Annotated in this window: 8 protein-coding genes; all 8 read left to right on the top strand. The window is 75.1% G+C overall.

Annotated elements, in window-relative coordinates; genetic code table 11:
• Positions 1-41 precede the first annotated feature (41 nt).
• From ACZ47G_RS33060 to ACZ47G_RS33025, 8 genes are read left to right on the top strand one after another with little or no spacing between them, the layout of a single operon-like run.
• Positions 42-1,931, top strand: coding sequence for a non-ribosomal peptide synthetase (locus ACZ47G_RS33060; protein ID WP_465749096.1), 1,890 nt, complete (start codon positions 42-44; stop codon positions 1,929-1,931).
• 1 nt (position 1,932) lies between these two features.
• Positions 1,933-4,494, top strand: a complete 2,562-nt coding sequence (locus ACZ47G_RS33055) for a condensation domain-containing protein (RefSeq protein WP_465749094.1) — start codon at positions 1,933-1,935, stop codon at positions 4,492-4,494.
• Positions 4,491-9,002, top strand: a complete 4,512-nt coding sequence (locus ACZ47G_RS33050; RefSeq protein ID WP_465749092.1) for a non-ribosomal peptide synthetase — start codon at positions 4,491-4,493, stop codon at positions 9,000-9,002. Before ACZ47G_RS33055 ends, ACZ47G_RS33050 begins: the two co-directional genes overlap by 4 nt.
• Positions 8,999-10,801 carry an ABC transporter ATP-binding protein gene (locus ACZ47G_RS33045; protein WP_465749090.1) on the top strand — a complete coding sequence of 601 codons (1,803 nt, stop codon included), beginning with the start codon at positions 8,999-9,001 and terminating at the stop codon, positions 10,799-10,801. Before ACZ47G_RS33050 ends, ACZ47G_RS33045 begins: the two co-directional genes overlap by 4 nt.
• Positions 10,801-12,624 carry an ABC transporter ATP-binding protein gene (locus tag ACZ47G_RS33040; RefSeq protein WP_465749088.1) on the top strand — a complete coding sequence of 608 codons (1,824 nt, stop codon included), beginning with the start codon at positions 10,801-10,803 and terminating at the stop codon, positions 12,622-12,624. The genes ACZ47G_RS33045 and ACZ47G_RS33040 overlap by 1 nt, the downstream gene beginning before the upstream one ends.
• Positions 12,608-14,152, top strand: coding sequence for a class I adenylate-forming enzyme family protein (locus ACZ47G_RS33035; protein ID WP_465749086.1), 1,545 nt, complete (start codon positions 12,608-12,610; stop codon positions 14,150-14,152). The genes ACZ47G_RS33040 and ACZ47G_RS33035 overlap by 17 nt, the downstream gene beginning before the upstream one ends.
• Positions 14,149-17,880, top strand: a complete 3,732-nt coding sequence (locus ACZ47G_RS33030; RefSeq protein WP_465749084.1) for a condensation domain-containing protein — start codon at positions 14,149-14,151, stop codon at positions 17,878-17,880. The genes ACZ47G_RS33035 and ACZ47G_RS33030 overlap by 4 nt, the downstream gene beginning before the upstream one ends.
• Positions 17,877-20,420, top strand: a complete 2,544-nt coding sequence (locus ACZ47G_RS33025) for a lantibiotic dehydratase (RefSeq protein WP_465749082.1) — start codon at positions 17,877-17,879, stop codon at positions 20,418-20,420. Before ACZ47G_RS33030 ends, ACZ47G_RS33025 begins: the two co-directional genes overlap by 4 nt.
• Positions 20,421-20,428 lie beyond the last annotated feature (8 nt).

The raw sequence follows: 20,428 nt of genomic DNA, 5'->3' as shown, positions 1-20,428 counted from the left end.
CGGTGCGGCCCGTGTTGCCGCCCGTCCCTGGAGGAAGCTCGATGGCCTTCCACGCAGTCCACGGTCTCGTACAGCAGGCCGCCCAGCGCTTCGGCGACCACACCGCGGTCGAGTGCCCGCACGGCCGGCTCACCTACGCCGAGCTGGACTCCCGCTCGGACGAACTCGCCGTCGCCATCCGCGAGTCCGGCGCCGGCGCCGGTTGTGTGGTGCCGATCCTGGCCGAGGACCGGCGCGAGCTGGTCGTCGCGATCCTGGCGGTGCTGAAGGCGGGCGGCGTCTTCGTGCCGGTGGACCTGACCGCCCCGCCGCTGCGGCTGCGCACCATGCTCACCGCCACCGCCCCCGAGTGGGTGATCGCCGGCGCCTCGGCCGCCGGCCGGGCGGACGAGATCCTGGAGCCGTCCCTGCCGCTGGCCCGGCGGGTCCCGCTGGACCTCTCCGCCGAGCCCACCGGCGCGGCCCCGGAGCGGATCCACCGGCCCGACCCGGACGACGCGGCGTACATCTTCTTCACCTCCGGTTCCACCGGGCAGCCCAAGGCGATCGTCGGCCGGATGCAGGGCATCGACCACTTCGTCCGCTGGGAGAGCGAACTGCTCGACGTGCGGCCGGGCACCCGGGTCAGCCAGCTGGCCTCGCCCGCCTTCGACGCGATCCTGCGCGACCTGTTCGTGCCGCTCACCACCGGCGGCACCGTCTGCGTCCCGCCGGCCGGCCTGACCCTGGACGGCCCGGCGCTGGCCCGCTGGATCGACGAGGAGCGGATCGAGCTGGTCCACACCGTTCCCACCGTCTGGCGCGGCATGCTGCCCTCGCCGGCCAACGGCGGCCCCGAGCTGTCGGCGCTGCGCCACGTCGCACTGGCCGGCGAGCCGGTGGCGCCGAGCGACGCCGCCCGGTGGTTCGAGCGGTACGGCGAGCGGATCGGCCTGCTCAACCTGTACGGGCCGAGCGAGACCACCATGACCAAGACCTTCCACTTCGTCACCCCGGCGGACACCGAGCGCTCCAGCGTCCCGATCGGCAAGGCCATGCCCGGTGCCCGGGTGGTGCTGCTCGACGGGCGCAACCGGCCGTGCGCCGAGGGCGCCGTCGGCGAGATCCACATTCGCACCCCGTACATGTCGCTGGGCTACTTCCACCAGCCGGACGCCACCCGCGCCGCCTTCGTGCCCAACCCGCTGGGCGACGACCCGGAGGACTTCGTCTACCGCACCGGCGACTTCGCCCGCGCCCTGCCGGACGGCAGCCTGGAGTACGTCGGCCGACGGGACCAGCAGATCAAGCTGGGCGGCGTGCGCGTCGAACTCGGCGAGATCGAGCACCTGCTGCGCGCCCACCACTCGGTGAAGGACGCGGCCGTCACCGTCGTCCCCGATGACGCGGGCGACCCGGCCTACCTGTGCGCCTTCGTGGAGCAGATCCAGCCCGTCGAGGCGGCCGACCTGCGCGACCACCTGGCCCCCCGGCTGCCCGATTCCCACCTGCCCCGGGTGTTCGTCCCGCTGGAGCAGCTGCCGCGCACCATCAGCGGCAAGGTGGACCGTCGGGCGCTGCCCGTCCCGCTGCCCCCGCAGCAGCAGGTCGAGCAGGACTACGTCGCGCCGCGCACCGCCACCGAGGAGACCCTCGCCGGGATCTGGGCGAAGCTGCTGCCGGTCGACACGCCGGGCGTGCGGCACGACTTCTTCAAGATCGGCGGCCACTCGCTGCTGGTCATGCGGCTGATCGCGGCGATCACCGCCGAGTTCGGGGTGGACGTCCACCTGCAGAAGTTCCTGGCCGCCCCGACCATCGAGGGCCTGGCCATCGAGATCGAGACGGCCCTGCTCTCGGCAGGCTCCGACCTGGACGACCTGCTCGCCGACCTCGACGACCTGGACGAGGCCGAGGCCGAGCGGCTGCTGGCCCAGAACGGCGGTAACTGACGTGACCACCACCCCCGACACCGCGCCCGACACCGAGCCGGCCGACACCGCCCCCGACACCGAGCCGGCCGACACCGCCACGGCCGCCGAGCCGGCCGACTCCCTGGACCGCGCGGGCATCCGCGTGCTGGAGCGGCAGATCGAGGACGCCCTGCTCGCCGACCAGCGGGTCGCCGACTGCGCCGTGGTCTTCCAGGGCGTCTCCGTCGACTCCGTCCCGGCCGAGCACTGCGTGCGCTGCGGCATGGACGCCGCCTACCCCGGCACCCGGCTGGACGCCGACGGCGTCTGCGACCTGTGCCTGATGCAGGCCGAGCACGGGCCCGAGATCCTCTCCTACTTCGGCGAGATCGACGAGTTCACCCGGATCCTGCGCGAGCGCGCCGCGGCGGCCGGCTCCGAGTACGACGCCCTGCTGCTGTTCAGCGGCGGCAAGGACAGCACCTACGTGCTGCACCAGCTGGTCCGGATGGGCCTGCGGGTGATGACCTTCACCTTCGACAACGGCTTCATCTCCCGCACCGCGCTGGAGAACGTCGAGACCATCACCAAGGCGCTGGGCATCGAGCACGTCACGATGACCCGGGCCGACCAGAACCGGATCTTCCTGCGCAGCCTGGAACAGCACAAGAGCGTCTGCAACGGCTGCTTCCGCTCGCTGCTGGACCTCAGCCATCAGCTGGCCCACGAGCGCGGCATCCCGAGCATCGTCACCGGACTGTCCCGGGGCCAGATCATCGACGAGCGGCTGCTGTGGTTCTACCGCAACGGCGAGTTCGACCCGGCCCGGATCGAGCAGCAGCTGGAGGTCGGCCGCAAGGTCTACCACCAGGTCGGCTCCGAGCTCTCCGACGGGGTGCTGGACCGGGTCGAGGTGGTCGACTACTACCGCTACTCCGACGTCACCAAGGACGACATCCGGGCCTTCCTGGCCTCCGCCGAGACGCTCTGGGCGGCGCCCAAGGACACCGGCTTCTGCAGCTCCAACTGCATGATCAACGACGTCGGCGTGTACGTGCACCGGCTGGAGCGCGGCTACCACAACTACGAGTCGCCGACCCGCTGGGAGGTCCGGCTCGGCCACCTCGCCCGCACCGAGGCCGACGCCGAACTGCGCACCCCGGTCAACACCGGCCGGGTCCGCTCGATGCTCGCCACCATCGGCTACACCGACCCGGGCGACCGCGGCCGGCTCGGCCGCCGGATGGCCGCCTACTACGTGCCCCGCACCGGGCTCACCCCGGACGCGGCCCGTGCCGCCGTCGGCGCCCGGCTGCCGGAGATCCTGCTGCCCGAGCACTTCGTCGAGCTGACCGAGATCCCGCGCCAGGCCGACGGCGCAGTGGACCGGCGGGCCCTGCCCGACCCGGCCCCCGGGACCGGCAAGCGGCTCGCCCCGGACACCGAGGACGCGCCGGGCGCCGACCACCGGCCCACCGCCGCCCAGCGGCTGCTGCTGGAGCAGGCCGGCGCCACCCTGGCCGGCCGGGCCCGCGCCCTGCTGCTCGACCTGCCGGCGGGCACCACCGCGGACACCGTCCGCAAGGCCGTGCTCGCCCTGGTCCAGCGGCACGACGCGCTGCGCACCAGGTTCCGCCGCCAGGACGGCGAGTGGCGGCGCGACGTCGCCGGGCTGACCGGCGGCGTACCGGTCGCCGTCCTCGACCTCACCGGCTACCAGCCCGCCCGGGTCCCCGGCGCGCTGCGGGTCGCGGCCGAGCGGCTGCGCACCCGGCTGAACCCGGAGCAGGGACCGCTGTTCACCGCCGCCCTGGCCGAACAGCGCGACCGCGCCCCCCAGTTGCTGCTGATCGCGCACGAGCTGGCCGCCGACACGGCCGGCTGGCGCCGGCTGCTCGACGACCTGGGCACCGCGCTCGGCCGGATCGCGGCCGGCGAGCCCGCCGGACTGCCCGCCGCGCCCGCCCCGCGGGCCGTGCCGGAGCACACCGCCCCGGCCCCGGTCGCCGGCGAGCTCTGGACCCCGCCCGCCGCGCCGGCCGACGGCGCCCCGGACCCGGTCCACCGCACCGTGCTGGACGCCGACCGCACCGCCGCGCTCACCGCCACCGGCACCCCGCTCGCCGCGCTGGTCGCGGCCGCCGTCACCCACGGGCTCACCGAGGCCTGCGCGGCGGGCGCCCTGCTGCTCGCCGTCGACGACCAGAGCGCCGGACTCCCGCACCCGGCCGGGCTGTTCGCCGTCGCCGCGCCGACGGCGGAGCCCGGCACCGGCCCGGAGGCGACCCTGGAGCGGGTCCGCACCGCCCTCGCCACCCCGGTCACCGCCCCCGCCGGGGCCGTCCCGGTCTCCCTCACCCACCTCGGCGACCTCGACCCGATGCCCGGCGCCGACGGCCCGCTGCGGCACGCCGGCTCCGCCGACCACGACCTGGTCGCCCCGTTCGGCCCGCGCCCCGACGCGCCGTACGTCGTCAGCCACCTGCGCGACGGCCGGCTCCACCTCGCCTGGACCGGCACCCCGGCACCGGCCGCCGCGGCCGAGGCCACCGAGGCCGCCCTCGGCCGGCTCGCCGAGACGGCCGGGAAGGGCGCGGCATGACCGACACCCCGGAGAAGCTGCGGCGGCTGCGTGAGCAGTCGCCCGCCAAGTACGCCCTCCTGATGAGCCGGCTGCGCGAGCGCGCCGCCGCCGCCCCCGCCGGGATCACCCGTCGCCCCTCGGACGGCGGGGCCCCGCTCTCCTACGCCCAGCAGCGGCTGTGGTTCCTCGCCCAGCTCAACCCGGGCGACACCGCGTACAACATGCCGTACGCGCTGCGCCTGACCGGCCCGGTGGACCTCGGCCTGGCCACCGCCGCCTTCCAGGCGCTGGTGCGCCGGCACGAGACCCTGCGCACCACCTTCGGCTCGGTCGACGGTGAACCGGTGCAGCTGGTCGCCCCGGCCGAGGGCGTCGACTGGCGGCCCGAGACGGTCGACCTGCGCGGCACCGCCGACGCCGAGGCGGAGGTGCGGCGGCTCGCCGCCGCCCACGCGGCCACCCCGTTCGACCTCGGCCGCGGCCCGCTGTTCCGGGTGGCCCTGGTCCGGCTGACCGACGACGAGACCGTCGCCCTGCTCAACCTGCACCACATCATCACCGACGACTGGTCGATGGGCGTGCTCACCCGGGAGTTCGCCGCCGTCTACGCGGCGCTGCACGCGGGCGGCACCGACCCGCTGCCGCCGCTGGACGTCCAGTACGCCGACTACGCCCACTGGCAGCGCGGGCAGAGCGCCGAGAGCCGGGCCGCGGGCCTGGCCCACTGGCGCGAGCGCTTCCGCGGCGAACTGCCCAGCCTGGCGGTGCCCACCGACCGGGCCCGCCCGCCGGTGCAGACCTACGCCGGGCGCACCCGCTCGATCCACCTGTCCGCCGAGGCCACGGCCGGCCTGCGGGCCGTCGCGGCCGACGCGGGGGCCACCCTGTTCATGGCCCTGCTGGCCGGCTACACCGCCCTGCTGCACCGCTACTCCGGGCAGGACGACCTGGTGGTCGGCACCTCGGTGGCCGGCCGCGGCCGGCCCGAGACCGAGCCGCTCATCGGGTTCCTGGTGAACACCCTGGCCCTGCGCGCCGACCTCTCCGGCGACCCGGCCTTCGGCGAGCTGCTGGCCCGCACCAAGCGGGCCTGCCTGGCCGACTTCGCCCACCTCGACGTGCCGTTCGAGCAGGTGGTGGAGGAGATCCAGCCGGACCGCGACCTCAGCCGCGCCCCGCTGTTCCAGACCATGCTGTCGCTGCACAACGTGCCGCGCGCCGACCTCGACCTGGCGGGCCTGCGGATCTCCCCGTTCACCGGGGAGGGCAAGCGCACCGCCATGTACGACCTCAGCCTGGACGTCGTCGACGAGGGCGAACGGCTGCGCTGCGACTGGGAGTTCAACACCGACCTGTACACCGACGCGACGATCGCCCGGATGGCCGGCCACTTCGAGCGGCTGCTGCGTGCCGCGGTCGCCGACCCGGCGCTGCGGGTGTCCGAGCTGCCGCTGCTCTCGGCGGAGGAGCGCACCGAGGCGCTCACCCGGGACAACCGGATCTCGGTCGAGGTCGGCCCCGACGAGTGCGTCCACCGGCTGTTCGAGCAGCACGTCCGCGCCACCCCCGACGCCGTCGCCGTGGTGGACGGCGAGGACCGGGTCAGCTACCGCGAACTCGACCGCCGGGCCGGGATCGTGGCCGCCCGGCTGCGCGCCCTCGGCGTCGGCCCGGAGGTCCGGGTCGGGCTGTGCGCGCCGCGCTGCGCCGACTCGGTGGCCGCGGTGCTCGGCGTCCTCAAGGCCGGCGGCGCCTACGTGCCGCTGGACCCGGCCAACCCGGTGGACCGGCTGCGCTTCATCCTGACCGACGCCTCCGTCCGGCTGCTGCTCACCCGGCACGACATCGCCGGCACCGTGCCCGGCCTCACCGACGGGATGACCGTCGGCTGGTTCGACGACTGGCTGGCCGAGGCCGGCACCGACACGGCCGACGGGGCCGACGGGGCCAACGCGGTCGAGCCGGTGGCCGGCAACCTGGCCTTCCTGGTGTACACCTCCGGCTCCACCGGCCGCGCCAAGGGCGCCATGCTCACCCACGGCGCGCTGATGAGCGCCTACCGCTCCTGGGAGCGGGTCTACGAGTTGGGCACCGTGGTGCGCCGCCACCTCCAGGCCGCCAACATCGCCTTCGACGTGTTCACCGGCGACATGGTCCGCGCCCTGGGCTCCGGCGGCACCCTGGTGCTCTGCCAGCGCGAGACCCTGCTCGACCCGGCCAAGCTGTACGACCTGCTCCAGCGCGAGCGGGTCGACTTCGCCGACCTCGTCCCGGTGGTGATCCGGCTGCTCAGCGCCCACGTCACCGAACAGGGCAGGCTGCTGGACAACTTCAAGGTGCTGGCGGTCGGCGCGGACATCTGGTTCATGCGCGACTACTGGAACCTCAAGAAGCTCTGCCCGCCCGGCACCCGGCTGGTCAACTCCTACGGGATCACCGAATCCACCGTGGACAGCGGCCTGTTCGAGACCCCGATGCCGGAGCGCTCCGAGGAGGAGCCCGTCCCGATCGGACGGCCGCTGCCCAACACCCAGTTCTACGTCCTGGACGACCGGCTCCAGCCGGTGCCGGTCGGGGTCAACGGCACGCTCTACATCGGCGGCCTGGCGCTGGCCCGCGGCTACGTCGGCCGGCCCGCGCTGACCGCCGAGCGGTTCCTGCCGCACCCGTTCGGCGACCGGCCCGGCGACCGCCTCTACAACACCGGCGACCTCGCCCGGCTGCTGCCCACCGGCGACGTCGAGGTGCTGGGCCGGGTGGACCGCCAGGTGAAGATCCGCGGCTTCCGGATCGAGCTGGAGGAGGTCGAGTCCGTCCTCGGCCAGCACCCCGAGGTGCAGGCCGCGGCGGTCGTCGTCCACGTGGACGCCAAGGGCGAGCGGCGGCTCGCCGGGTACGTCGAGCCGCGGGCCGGCCGCACCCCCGAGCCGGTCGCCCTCCAGGACCACCTGCGCACCCAACTGCCCTACTACATGGTGCCGTCCACCATCACGCTGCTCGACCGGATGCCGCTGAACGCCAACGGCAAGCACGACCGCAAGGCCCTGCCGGCGCCCGCCGAGGAGCCGGTCGAGCGGCCCGCGGAGGCGGTGTTCGCCACCGCCACCGAGGAGTTGGTCGCCGGGATCTGGGCCAGGGTGCTGGGCGGCCGGGAGGTCACCGCCGAGGACGACTTCTTCCAGCTCGGCGGGCACAGCCTGCTGGTGCCCCGGGTGCTGTTCGAACTACGCCGGGCCTGCGCGGTGGACCTGCCGCTGATCGCCCTGTTCGAGGCGACCACGGTGGCCGAACTGGCCCAGCGGGTGGACGCCGCCCGCACCGCGCCGGCCGGTACCGAAGCCGTCGACCAGGGCGCCGGGCCGACCGCCCCGCCGGAGCTGGACCCGGAGATCCGGGTGGCCCCCGGCGCGGCCCGGCCCCGCACCGGGGAGCCCTCGGCGGTGCTGCTCACCGGTGCCACCGGCTTCCTGGGCGCCCACCTGCTGGACGGGCTGCTGCGCGGCACCCGGGCCACCGTGCACTGCCTGCTGCGCGCCGAGGACGCCGAGGACGGCCGTCGGCGGCTGGTCAAGGCCCTGGCCGGCTACGGGCTGCCCGAGCCCGCGCCGGGCCGGGTGGTGATCGAGGCCGGTGACCTGGCGCAGCCGCTGCTGGGACTGTCCGCCGAGCGCTTCGGGGAACTCGCCCGCACGGTGGACGCCGTCCACCACAGCGGCGCGTGGGTGAGCTTCACCCTGCCGTACGCCACCCTGAAGGCCGCCAACGTGGACGGCACCCAGGAGGTGCTGCGGCTGGCCGCGCTGGGCGGCGGCATCCCCGTGCACCACGTCTCCACCGCTTCGGTGCCCGAGCCGGGCACCGCCGCCACGGCCGTCACCGGCGGCTACAACCAGAGCAAGTGGGCCGCCGAGCACCTGGCGGTCGCCGCCCGCGAGCGGGGCGTCCCGGTCGACGTGCACCGGCCCGATTACATCGGCGGCCACAGCGCGACCGGAATCGGCAACCCCAAGGACTTGATCTGGGCGATCATCAAGGGCAGTGTTCAGCTGGGGTGTTACCCCGACCTGGACCTCCCGGTGCAGCTGGTGCCGGTGGACCGGGTCGCCGGCGCCGTGCTGGCGCTCGCCTCCCGCCCGGGGGCGGAGCCCGCCTCGTACGACCTGGCCCACCCCGAGCCGGTCGGTCTCGGCACGGTCTTCGACTGGGTCACCGGCTACGGCTACCCGCTCCGCGAGGTCTCCTACGACGACTGGCTGAGCGCCCTCCGGGAGTCCGCCGCGCGCTCCTGGGACAACGCCCTCTTCCCGTTCCTGCCGCTGTTCGCCGCCCCCGGCGCGGGCGCGGCCCCCGGCGGCCTGGCAGCGGTCGCCCCCGGCCCGGCCCGGTCGGCGTACCGGGAGTCCGGCACCGACTGTCCGCCGATCGACGAGCGGCTGCTGCACACGTACCTCACCGAGCTGGTCCGCAGCGGCTACCTGCGGGAGCCCGGCTCGGCCCCGGACGACACCCCCCTGGAGATCGCATGACCACCGCGACCACCGCGAAGCAGCGGCGCGCGGCCCCGCCCCCGGCCCCCGGCGAGCGGGTCGGCCCGTTCCTGAAGTCCCACCTCGCCCGGTCCAAGGGCTGGATCGCGGCCCACCTGACCGGCTCGGTGGTGTGGCACCTGCTGGCCGCGGCGGTCCCGGTGGTGATCGGCGCCGCCTTCGACGCCCTGCTCGGCCACACCCGTGACCAGGGGCGGTTCGACGCCATGGTGCTGGTGCTGCTGGCGCTGGTCGCGGTGCGTGGGATCGCCGGCTTCATCGCCACCTACTCGCTGGAGGCGTACGCCTGCGGTCTGGAGCGCGACGTGCGCTCCACGCTGTTCTCGGCCCTGCTCCAGAAGGGCCAGGAGTTCTTCAACCGGCGCCGGGTGGGCGACCTCTCGGCCCGGGTCACCGGGGACGCCCAGGCCGTCAACCTGATGCTCTCGCCCGGCCTGGACCTCACCCTCGACATGCTGCTCGGGCTGATCGTGCCGGTGGTGGTCATCGGCACGATCAACGCCCAACTGCTGCTGGTGCCGCTGGTGTTCCTGGTGCTGTTCGGGGTGGCGCTGGCCGAGTACGGCCGCCGGCTCGACCCGGCGGCCGGGGCCACCCGGGCCCGCTTCGGCGAGTTCAGCGCCCAGGTCTCGCAGACCATCGCGGGGATGGAGACCGTCGACGCCACCGGCCGCCGGGCCGCCGAGCAGCGCCGGTTCATGGCGAAGGCGACCGCCTACCGGGACGCCTCGGTGCGCCAGGCCAAGGAGCAGGCGCTCTACCTGCCCACCCTGCTGCTGGTGGCCGCACTGGCGGCCGCCCTGCTGCACGGCGCCCACCTGGTCTCCACCGGCGAGCTGACGATCGGTCAGTTCGTTGCCTTCCTGGGCCTGATGAGCGCCCTGCGGGCACCCACCCAGCTGGCCTCGTTCAGCGTCGGCCTGATCTTCCTCGGCATCGCCGGCGCCCGGCGGATCCTGGAGGTGATCACCGACCGCTCCGGCACCGAGGACACCGAGGCCGGCCACCGGGCCGAGATCACCGGCACCGTGGTCTTCGACCGGGTCTCCTTCGGGCACGGCGACCAGCCGGTCCTGGCGGACGTCTCCTTCACCGTGCGGCCGGGCATGACGGTGGCCCTGGTCGGGCCGACCGGCAGCGGCAAGTCCACGCTGCTGCACCTGCTCAACCGCACCTACGCGCCGGACTCCGGCGAGGTGCTGGTCGACGGGGTGGCCACCACCGCCTGGCACGCCCAGACGCTGCGCTCGCAGATCGCGGTGATCGAGCAGGACGTGGTGCTGTTCTCCCGGTCCATCGCGGACAACCTGGCCTTCGGCGCGGACCGGGACCTCACCCGGGACGAACTGGAGCGGGCCGCGCGGGCCGCCCACGCCCACGAGTTCATCACCGGCACCGAGCACGGCTACGACACCATGGTCGGCGAGCGCGGCGCCACCCTGTCCGGCGGCCAGCGCCAGCGCATCGCCATCGCCCGCGCCCTGCTGGCCGACCCGCGGATCCTCGTCCTGGACGACTCCACCAGCGCGGTGGACAGCGCCACCGAGGAGAAGATCCAGCAGGCCGTGCGGCGGGCCGCCGCGGGCCGCACCACCTTCATGGTCACCCCCCGGCTGTCCCGGATCCGCAGCGCCGACCTCGTCCTGGTCCTGGACCGGGGCCGGATCGTCGGCCAGGGGCGGCACGAGGACCTGCTGGAGAGCTGCGAGCTGTACCACCGGATCTTCGCGCCGCACCTGCGGGAGACGGCCGGCCGGTCCGGAGAGGAAGTCCACTGATGGCAGACATACTCGACGGGATCACCGCCGACGACTACGACCGCGCCTACGGCGACCGGGAGTTGCTGCGCCGGATCCGTCCGCTGTTCGCCGCCAAGGGCGGCACGGTCGCGCTGATCGCGCTGGCCGTGGTCGGCGCGGCGGTGGCCGGGGCCGCGTTCCCCCTGCTGGTGGCCTCCATCGTGGACGACGCCGCCCGCGAGAGCGTCGGCGCGGCGGTGCTGCCGCTGGCCGCGGCCGCGCTCGGCACCGGCCTGGTCTCCTGGCTGCTGACCTTCTTCCAGCAGCGGGCCGTCGGCGTCCTGGTCGGCGACGTCGTCCTGGAGATGCGCCGCCGGGCGTTCGAGGCGGTGCTCCGGCAGTCCATGGCCTTCCACGACGCCCAGGCCTCCGGCTCGGTGGCCAGCCGGATCACCGCCGACACCCAGGCCTTCGGGACCCTCGCCACGCTCACCCTCGGGCTGGTCGGCCAGGTCCTGATGATCGGGCTGCTGCTGGTCGCGATGTTCGTCATCAACGTCCCGCTGGCGGCGGTCACCGCGGCCACCGCCGCCCTGATCGTGCTGGTCAGCCTGGGCTTCCGGTGGGTGTCGCGGCGCGCCTCCCAGCAGCAGCAGCGCTCGCTGGCGCAGATCAGCGGCTATGTGCAGGAGACCCTGCGCGGCATCGCGGTGGCCCGCAACTTCCAGCGGGAGGAGTCCACCCACGCCGGGCTGGTCGAGGTGAACCAGCGCTGGTTCCGGGCCACCGTCCGGCTGAACCGGCTGTTCAGCGGGATCTTCCCGCTGCTGCTGACGCTCACCGGGCTGGGCACCGTCGGCGTGGTGGTGCTCGGCGGGAGCCTGCTCACCGACGGCTCGGTCACGGCGGGGGAGTGGTCGCTGTTCCTGGAGGCCCTGATGCTGTTCTGGTTCCCGCTGACCAGCATCGCTTCCTTCTGGAACCAGTTCCAGCAGGGCCTGGCCGCCTCCGAGCGGATCTTCGCCCTGGTCGACGTGGAGCCCTCGGTGCGGCAGAGCGACGCCCGCCCGGTGCCCCGGCTGGAAGGCACCATCGAGTTCCGCGCGGTCGACTTCGGCTACCGCGCCGACCGGCCGGTGCTGACCGGGCTCGACCTGAAGATCGACGCCGGCGAGACGGTCGCCCTGGTCGGCCACACCGGCGCCGGGAAGTCCAGCGTGATCCGGCTGATCACCCGGGCCTACGAGTTCGGCGGCGGCGAACTGCTCGTCGACGGCCAGGACATCCGCACCCTGGACCTGGACGCCTACAAGAGCCACCTGGGCATCGTCCCGCAGGCGCCGTTCCTGTTCACCGGCACCGTCGGCGAGAACATCGGCTTCGGCCGGGCCGACGCCACCCCCGAGGAGATCCTGGCCGCCGCCCGCTCGGTGGCCGGCGGCGACTGGCTGGACGTCCTGCCCGAGGGCATCGACACCCCGGTCAGCGAGGGCGGCGGCACCCTGTCCGCGGGCCAGCGGCAACTGATCGTGCTGGCCCGGGTGATGCTCGGCAACCCGTCCCTGCTGGTCCTCGACGAGGCCACCGCGAGCGTGGACCCGCTGACCGAGGCCCAGGTGCAGGAGGGACTGGACGCGGTCTCCGCGGGCCGCACCACCGTGGTGGTCGCCCACCGGCTGCCCACCGTCCGCAAGGCCGACCGGATCCTCGTCGTCGACGCCGGCCGGATCGTCGAACAGGGCACCCACGAGGCCCTGTTGGCGGCCGGCGGCCGGTACGCGGAGCTGTACGACCACTACTTCCGCCACCAGGCGCTCGACTTCCAGGCCGCCGAGGAGGACGCCGATGCCGTCCGCAGCTGACACCCCGCGCACCCTGGGCGGCCTGCTGGCCGCCGCCGCCGAGCGCTGGCCCGACCGCACCGCCGTCGAACTCGCCGGCACCGCAATGGACTTCGCCACCCTGCACCGGCAGACCGAGCGGGCCGCCGCCCGGCTCGCCGAGGCCGGCGCGGCCCCGGGCGCCACCGCCGTCCTGCTGTTCGACAACACCCCGGACTGCCTGCTGGCCTTCCTGGCCGCCGCCCGCACCGGCGTCCGGCTGGTGCCCGCCGAGCCCGGCGCCACCCTCTCCCAGCTCACCGGGCTGGCGCCGGACGCCGCCGAGGCGGTGCTGATCGGCCGCTCCGAGCGGCTCACCGCGCTGGCCGGGGCCGGCGGCTGGCCCGGTCAGGCCGTGCCGACCGACGCACTGCCCGAGGCCGGTCCGGCCGACCGGCCGGCCCCGGCCGAGCCGGACGGCGACGCCCCGTTCCTGCACCAGTTCAGCTCCGGCTCCACCGGGGAGCCCAAGGCGGCCGTGCACACCCAGCACAACCTGGTGCAGGGCGGCCTGATCTACCGCGCCTCCTTCGGCTACGGCCCGCAGGACACCGTGCTGACGGCCGTACCGCTGCTGCACTCCTTCGGGATGGTCGCCGGCCTGGTCACCTCGCTGCTGACCGGCGCCCGGCTGGTGCTGCTCGGCCGCTTCACCCCCGGCCGGCTCGTCGCCGAACTCGACCGCACCGGCGCCACCGTGCTGGTCGCCACCCCGCTCGCCTGCGACCTGCTGACCCGCTCGGCCGGCGCCACCGCCCCGGCCGGCCCGCTCCCGCTGCGGCTCTGCCTGTCCTCCGGCGCGGCCCTGCACCCGGACACCGCCGACCGGTTCGCCGCGCGCTTCGGCGTCCGGGTCAGCGAGGTCTACGGCTGCACCGAGGCCGGGATCATCGCCTGCCGCCGACCGGAGGCCGACGCCCCGGGCGCCCCGGCCACCGCCGACGGGGTCGGCCGGCCCGTCCCCGGCGTGGACCTGCGGCTGGTGGACGACGCCGACCAGGACGTCGCCCCCGGCGCGGAGGGCCTGCTGCTGGTCCGCACCCCCGCGATGTTCCTCGGCTACCTGGACCGCCCGGAGACCACCGCCGCCGTACTGCACGACGGCTGGTACCGCACCGGCGACCTCGCCCGGCTCGACCGGGCCGGCCGGCTGCACCTGATCGGCCGCAAGGACACCTTCGTCAACGTCGGCGGCAAGAAGGTCAACCCGGTGGAGGTCGAGCGGGTCCTGCTGGACCACCCGCTGCTGGCCGAGGCCGCCGTGTGGGGCGAGACCCTCGCCGACGGCGGCCAGCGGGTCCGGGCCACCGTGGTGGCCACCGGGCCGCTCACCGCGGCCGAACTCAGCGCCTGGTGCCGGGACCGGCTCCAGCCGCACCAGGTGCCCGGCGGCGTCGAGTTCACCGCCGCACTCCCGAAGACCTCGTCCGGCAAGATCCGCCGCGCCGAGGTGGCCGCGGCCGCCGGCCGCCCCGGCCCGACCACCCACCAGGGGGGACCCCGCCGATGACCTCGACCCTCGTCGGGCTGCTGCGCGGCCGGGCCGAAGCGGCCCCGGAGCGCACCGCCTACCGCTTCCTCGGCGACGGCGACGCCGCCGAGACCATCAGCTACGCCGAACTCGACCGCGACGCCCGTACGGTGGCCGGCCTGCTGCGCGAACAGGGCGCCGCCGCCACCGACCGCGCCCTGCTGCTCTACCCGCCGGGCCTGGACTACATCAGGGCCTTCTTCGGCGCCCTCTACGCCGGCGTCGTGCCCGTCCCGGTCTACCCGCCGCGCTCGCTGCGCAACGCCTCCCGGCTCGGCACGATCGCCGCCGACGCCCGGGCCGGCTTCGCCCTGACCGTCACCCCCGTGCTCGACCTGCTCGGCCGCGACGGCGACGGCCTCGGCCTGGACGGGCTGCGCACCGCCGCCACCGACGGACTGGACACCGGGCTCGCCGAGCGGTGGAGCGGCCACCGGCCGGACGCCGACAGCCCCGCCTTCCTGCAGTACACCTCGGGCTCCACCGCGGCGCCCAAGGGCGTGGTGCTCAGCCACGGCAACCTGCTGCACAACCTCGGCACGATCAGCGCGGCCTTCGACTGCCACGAGTCCACCAGCGCCGTGGTCTGGCTCCCGCCGTACCACGACATGGGCCTGATCGGCGGCATCCTCACCCCGCTGTACGCGGGCTTCCCGGTCACCCTGATGTCCCCGATGAGCTTCCTGCGCCGCCCGATGCAGTGGCTGCGGGCCATCTCCGCCGAGGGCGCCGAACTCAGCGGCGGCCCCAACTTCGCGTACGAGATGTGCGCCCGGCTGGCCACCGACGCGGACCGCGCCGAACTCGACCTCAGCAGCTGGCGGGTGGCCTTCAACGGCGCCGAGCCGATCCGCGCCGCCACCCTGGACGCCTTCGAGGCGGCCTTCGCCGACTGCGGCTTCCGCCGCAGCAGCTTCCTGCCCTGCTACGGCATGGCCGAGGCGACCCTGTTCGTCACCGGCACCCCGGCCGCCGCCGAGCCGACCGTCCTGGCGGTGGACGCGGCCGGCCTGGAGGCCGGCCGGGCCGAGCAGCCCGGCACCGACCGCCCGGCCCGCGCCCTGGTCGGCACCGGCCGGCCCGCCGCCGACCAGCAGCTGCTGATCGTCGAGCCCGACTCCCGGCAGCCGCTGCCCGAGCGCCGGGTCGGTGAGATCTGGGTGCACGGCCCCAGCGTCGCCCAGGGCTACTGGGACAACCCGGACACCACCGCCGAGGTCTTCGCCGCCCGCCCGGCCGGCCAGGCCGACGGCGACCCGCGCACCTGGCTGCGCACCGGCGACCTCGGCTTCCTCGCCGACGGCGAGCTGTACGTGACCGGCCGCAGCAAGGACCTGATCATCGTCCGCGGCCGCAACTTCTACCCCACCGACGTCGAACTCGCCGTCGAGGGCGCCCACCCCGCCTTCCGCTCCGGCTGCGGTGCCGCCGTCGCCGCCGAGCACGACGGCGAGCAGGTGCTGGTCGTCCTCCAGGAGGTCGAGGGCCGGGCGCTGGCCACCCTCGACGTCGCCGGGGCCACCGCGGCCGTGCGCGCCGCGGTGATGGACCGCTGCGACGTCGCCGTCCACGAGGTGCTGCTGCTCCGGCCCGGCACCGTGCCCAAGACCACCAGCGGCAAGATCCAGCGTTCGCTGAGCCGGCAGCGCTACGCCGCCGGGGAGTTCGAGCCGCTCGGCGGCGGCCCGGCCGAGCCGGCCGCTGAGACCCTGCCCGGCCCGGCCGAGGTGGCCGCGCTGGCCCCCGCCGAGCGCACCGCCCTCGTCCGCCGGGTGCTGCGGCAGCGGATCGCCGACGCGCTGGGCGGCGCCGCCGGGCAGGTCGCCACCACCGGGGTGCCGCTGACCAGCCTGGGCATCGACTCGCTGGCCGCCGTGCTGCTCGCCAACCGGATCCGCGAGGACCTCGGCGTCGAACTGCCGCTCAGCCTGATGCTCGGCGGCGCCGACCTCGACGCCCTGGCCGCCGCGGCCACCCCGCTCGACGAGCCGCGCCCCGACGCCGACGGCGCGCAGGACGAGAACCCCGGCATGACGCTGGGCCAGCGCTCCATCTGGCACGTCCAGCAGCAGGACCCGGCCGCCTCCGCCTACAACATCCCGGTCGCCCTGGAACTCACCGGCCCGCTGGACCGGGAGGCGCTCGGCACCGCCCTGCGCCAGGTCGCCGACCGGCACGAGACGCTGCGCACCCGCTACCGGGTCAGCGGCGGCGAGACCGTCCCCTTCCTCAGCGCGGACCCGGTCGAGCTGAGCGTCACCGACGCCACCGGGGACGACCCGGAGCAGCTGTCCGAGCGGCTCTCCGCGCTCGCCCGCCGCCCGTTCGACCTCGCCCACGACCCGGTGCTCCGGGCCGACCTGCTGGTCCGCGCCGAGGACGCCCACGTCCTGCTGCTGACCGTCCACCACATCGCCGCCGACCTCTGGTCGATGGTCAACCTGACCGCCGAACTCGGCCGCCGCTACACCGCGCTGGCCGCCGGCGAGGCCCCCGAGCAGAGTGCCCCGGCCGGCCGCTACGCCGACCAGGTCCGCCGCGAGCGCCGACTGCTGGCCGGCCCCGCCGGTCAGGCCCTCCAGGCCTACTGGCGGGAGGAACTCGCCGGGCCGCTGCCGCTGCTCGACCTCCCGCTGGACGCGCCCCACCCGGCCGCCCCCAGCTACCGGGGCGCCCGGATCCCGTTCCGGGTCGACGCCGAGCGGACCGCCCGGCTGCGCGCCCTCGCCCAGGAGACCGGCACCACCCTCTACACCGTGCTGCTGGCCGCCTTCCAGATCGCCCTGCACCACGCCAGCGGCCGGCCGGAACTGATCGTCGGCACCGCCGCCGCCAACCGGGGCGCCAAGGAAGCCGAGTCCACCGTCGGCTACTTCACCAACATGGTCGCCGTCCGGGCCGCCTTCGAGGACGGCGTGACGCCCCGCGCCTTCACCGGCCGACTGCACCGCACCGTGCTGGCCGCCCTGGACCACCAGGCGTACCCGATGTCCCTCGTCCTGGAGACCGTCCAGCCGCGCCGCGAGCCCGGCCGCAACCCGCTGTTCCAGGCGGTGTTCGTGCTGCAGCGTCCGCACGCCCACGCCGAGACCGCCGGGTTCGTCCTCGGCACCGCCGGCGACGCCGCCGTCCAGTGGGGGCCGCTGCGCCTGGCGCCGTACCCGCTGGCGCACCGCACCGCCCAGTACGAGCTGATGCTCACCCTCGTGGACGCCGGGCCCGAACTGCACGCGGCCCTGGAGTACAGCACCGACATCTTCGCCGCGGCCACCGCGGAGCGGCTGGCGGCGCACTACCGGACCGTCCTGGACGACCTCCTGGAGCGGCCCGACACCCCCGTCGCCGAGCTCTGCCCGGCCGAACTGCTGACCCGGCGCGCGGCCCGCGACGCCGCAACCGAGGAGGAAGCCCTGAGCGGCTACGTGGCACCCCGCACCGACACCGAACGCGCCCTGGCCAAGATCTGGTCCGAGGTGCTCGGCGTCGAACCCATCGGCATCGAGGACGACTTCCACGACCTGGGCGGGCACTCGCTGCTCGCGGTCCAGCTGATCTCCGGAGTCCGGGACGCCCTCGGCGTCGACGTCCCGGTCCGCAGCGTGATGCAGACCCGCACCGTCGCCCAGGGCGCCGCGATCATCGACGCGCTGCTGTGGGCCAAGGAGGGCGCCGCCGCCGACGCGTCCCGAGAGGACGGCGAGCTGTGACCGACCCCGGCGGCCACCTGGTGCCCCTGCCGTCCGGCGACTGGCGGATCTGGCGGACCATGGGCCTGCGCGGCACGGGCTTCCCGGCCGGGCAGGTGCTCGACCTGGCCGCGCCCGGCGCGGCCGAAGCCGCCGACCGGCTGCTGCGGGTCCGCGACCGCGCCGCGGCCGCCCGGGACGGCGCGCTGGACGCCCTGCGGACCGCGCTCGACGAGCTGCGCGCCGCCGGGCAGTGGGACGACACCGCCCTGCGCCGCCCGCTGCTGAAGGCGATCAGCCGGCTCAACAAGGGCGGCCTGCCGGGGCCCGAGTTCGCCGCACTGCCCGCGGTGACCGCGCTGGTCGAGGCCGAGGAGCGGGTCGCCGACGCCGAACGCGAGCTGGACAAGGTCTTCGCCGAGGACCTCGGCCGGCTCTCCGCCGTGCTCGACCGCACCGCCGCCGACCCGCGCTTCCGCGAGGCCGTGATCTGGCAGAACCGCAAGGCCTACGCCGACGGCGTGCGCAAGGTCGGCGGTGACGGCCGGCGCAACTCCCGCCGGCGCGAGCACGAGGCGCTGGTGGCCGGCTACCTCCAGCGCTACACCGTCAAGAACGACTCCATCGGTTTCTTCGGACCGGTCGGCTGGGCCGAGGCCGTCCCCGCCGGGCCGGCCCTGGCCGTCACCCCCGGCGAGGGCCTGGTGGCCCGCCGCGAGGTGTACTTCGAGCAGTGGTGCCTGGACGCCCTGGTGCGCTCCCTGGGCACCGGCCCCGAACTGCGCCGCTGGTTCCCGCCCCGGCGGCTGCCCTCGGCCGCCCTGGAGGGCGCCACCCTGCGCCTGCCGGGCCGCACCGTCGACCTGCCGCCGGCCAAGGCCGCCGTGCTGCGCGCCGTCCTCGCGCTGTGCGACGGCAGCCGCACCGCCGTCCAGGTCGCCGCCGACCTCGGCCTGGCCGAGGCGGAGGCGGTCGCCCTGCTGGAGTCGCTGTGCGCCACCGGGCTGATCGCCTGGGACCTCGAACTCCCGGTGCAGCCGCGCCCGGAGCTGGCCCTGCGCGAGCAACTGGAGCGGATCGGCGACCCGGCGCTGCGCGCCGACGCCCTGGCGCGGCTCGACCGGCTCACCGGCGCCCGCGACCGGGTGGCCGCCGCGGCCGGGCGGCCCGACGAACTGGACCGGGCGCTGGCCGACCTGGAGTCCGTCTTCACCGAACTGACCGGCGCCGCCGCCACCCGTGCCCACGGCGAGACCTACGGCGCCCGCACCCTGGTCTACGAGGACTGCCGGCGGGACGGCCGGGTCGAGGTCGGCCCCGAACTGCTCGCCGAACTCGGCGGCCCGCTCTCCCTGATGCTGGACTCCGCCCGCTGGCTGACCGCCCGGGTCGCGGAGGCCTACCGGGAGGAGTTCCGGCGCACCTACGACCGGCTGGTCACCGACCGCCCGGACACCGAACCCCGGCTGACCGACATCTGGGCCCGGCTGCAGACCGCCCTGCTCGGCCCCGACCAGCGGATCGTCGACCAGGCCGTCACCGAACTCCAGGAGCGCTGGAGCAGCGTGCTCGGGCCGCTCGACGGACGCCGGGTCGACTTCACCACCGAGCAGCTGCGCCCGTTGGTGGACCGCGCCTTCGCGGCCGATGCCCCCGGCTGGCCCGGCGCCCGCTACCAGGCGCCCGACGTGATGATCGCGGCGGCGAGCCCGGAGGCCGTCTCGGCCGGCGACTACCAGCTGGTCATGGGCGAGCTGCACGTCGGCGTCAACACCCTGCGCAACCTGCTCTTCGTCGACCAGCACCCGGACCCGCAGGCGCTGGAGCGGGCCACCCTGGCCGACATGACGGCGCCCAGGGTCCAGCCGGTGCTGCCCAAGGAGTGGTTCTACTCCACCCGCACCACCACCCGGCTGTTCACCGACCGGGACCACCGGCTGCTGCTCGGCGACGAGGCCTCCTGGCTCACCGGCCACCCCCGGGCGCTGAACGCCGCCGAGGTCCGGATCGGCCTGCGCGACGGCCGGGTGGTGGCCCGCACCGGCCCCGGCACCGGCCCCAGTACTGGCACCGACGGCACCGACGGCACCGACGGCATCGAGCTCGACCTGGTCGAACTCCTCGCCGAGGCCATCGGCTTCAAGGTGACCAGCCGCTTCCAGCCGATGCCCGCCCGCCGGCACACCCCCCGGGTGACCGTCGACCGGCTGGTGGTCGGCCGCGAGTCCTGGCGCTTCAGCCCCGCCGAACTCGCCTTCGCCCGGGAGAAGGACGAGGCGGCCCGGTTCACCGCCGCCCGCGCCTGGGCCCGCGAGCACGGCATCCCCCGGTTCGTCTTCGTCAAGGCCGCCCACGAGAGCAAGCCGTTCTACGTCGACCTGGACAGCCCGCTGTTCGTCAACGCCTTCGCCCACGTCGTCCGCGGCGCCCCGGAACAGCCGGACGGCCGGCTGACCATCTCGGTCGGCGAGATGCTCCCGACCAGCGAGCAGACCTGGCTGAAGGACCGTCAGGGACACAGGTACACCAGCGAGTTCCGCGTCATCGCGGTGGACAAGTAAGGAGTGCG

The sequence above is a fragment of the Kitasatospora sp. NPDC030952 genome (assembly GCF_055571335.1).
This window is presented reverse-complemented; position numbering and strand designations above follow the sequence as displayed.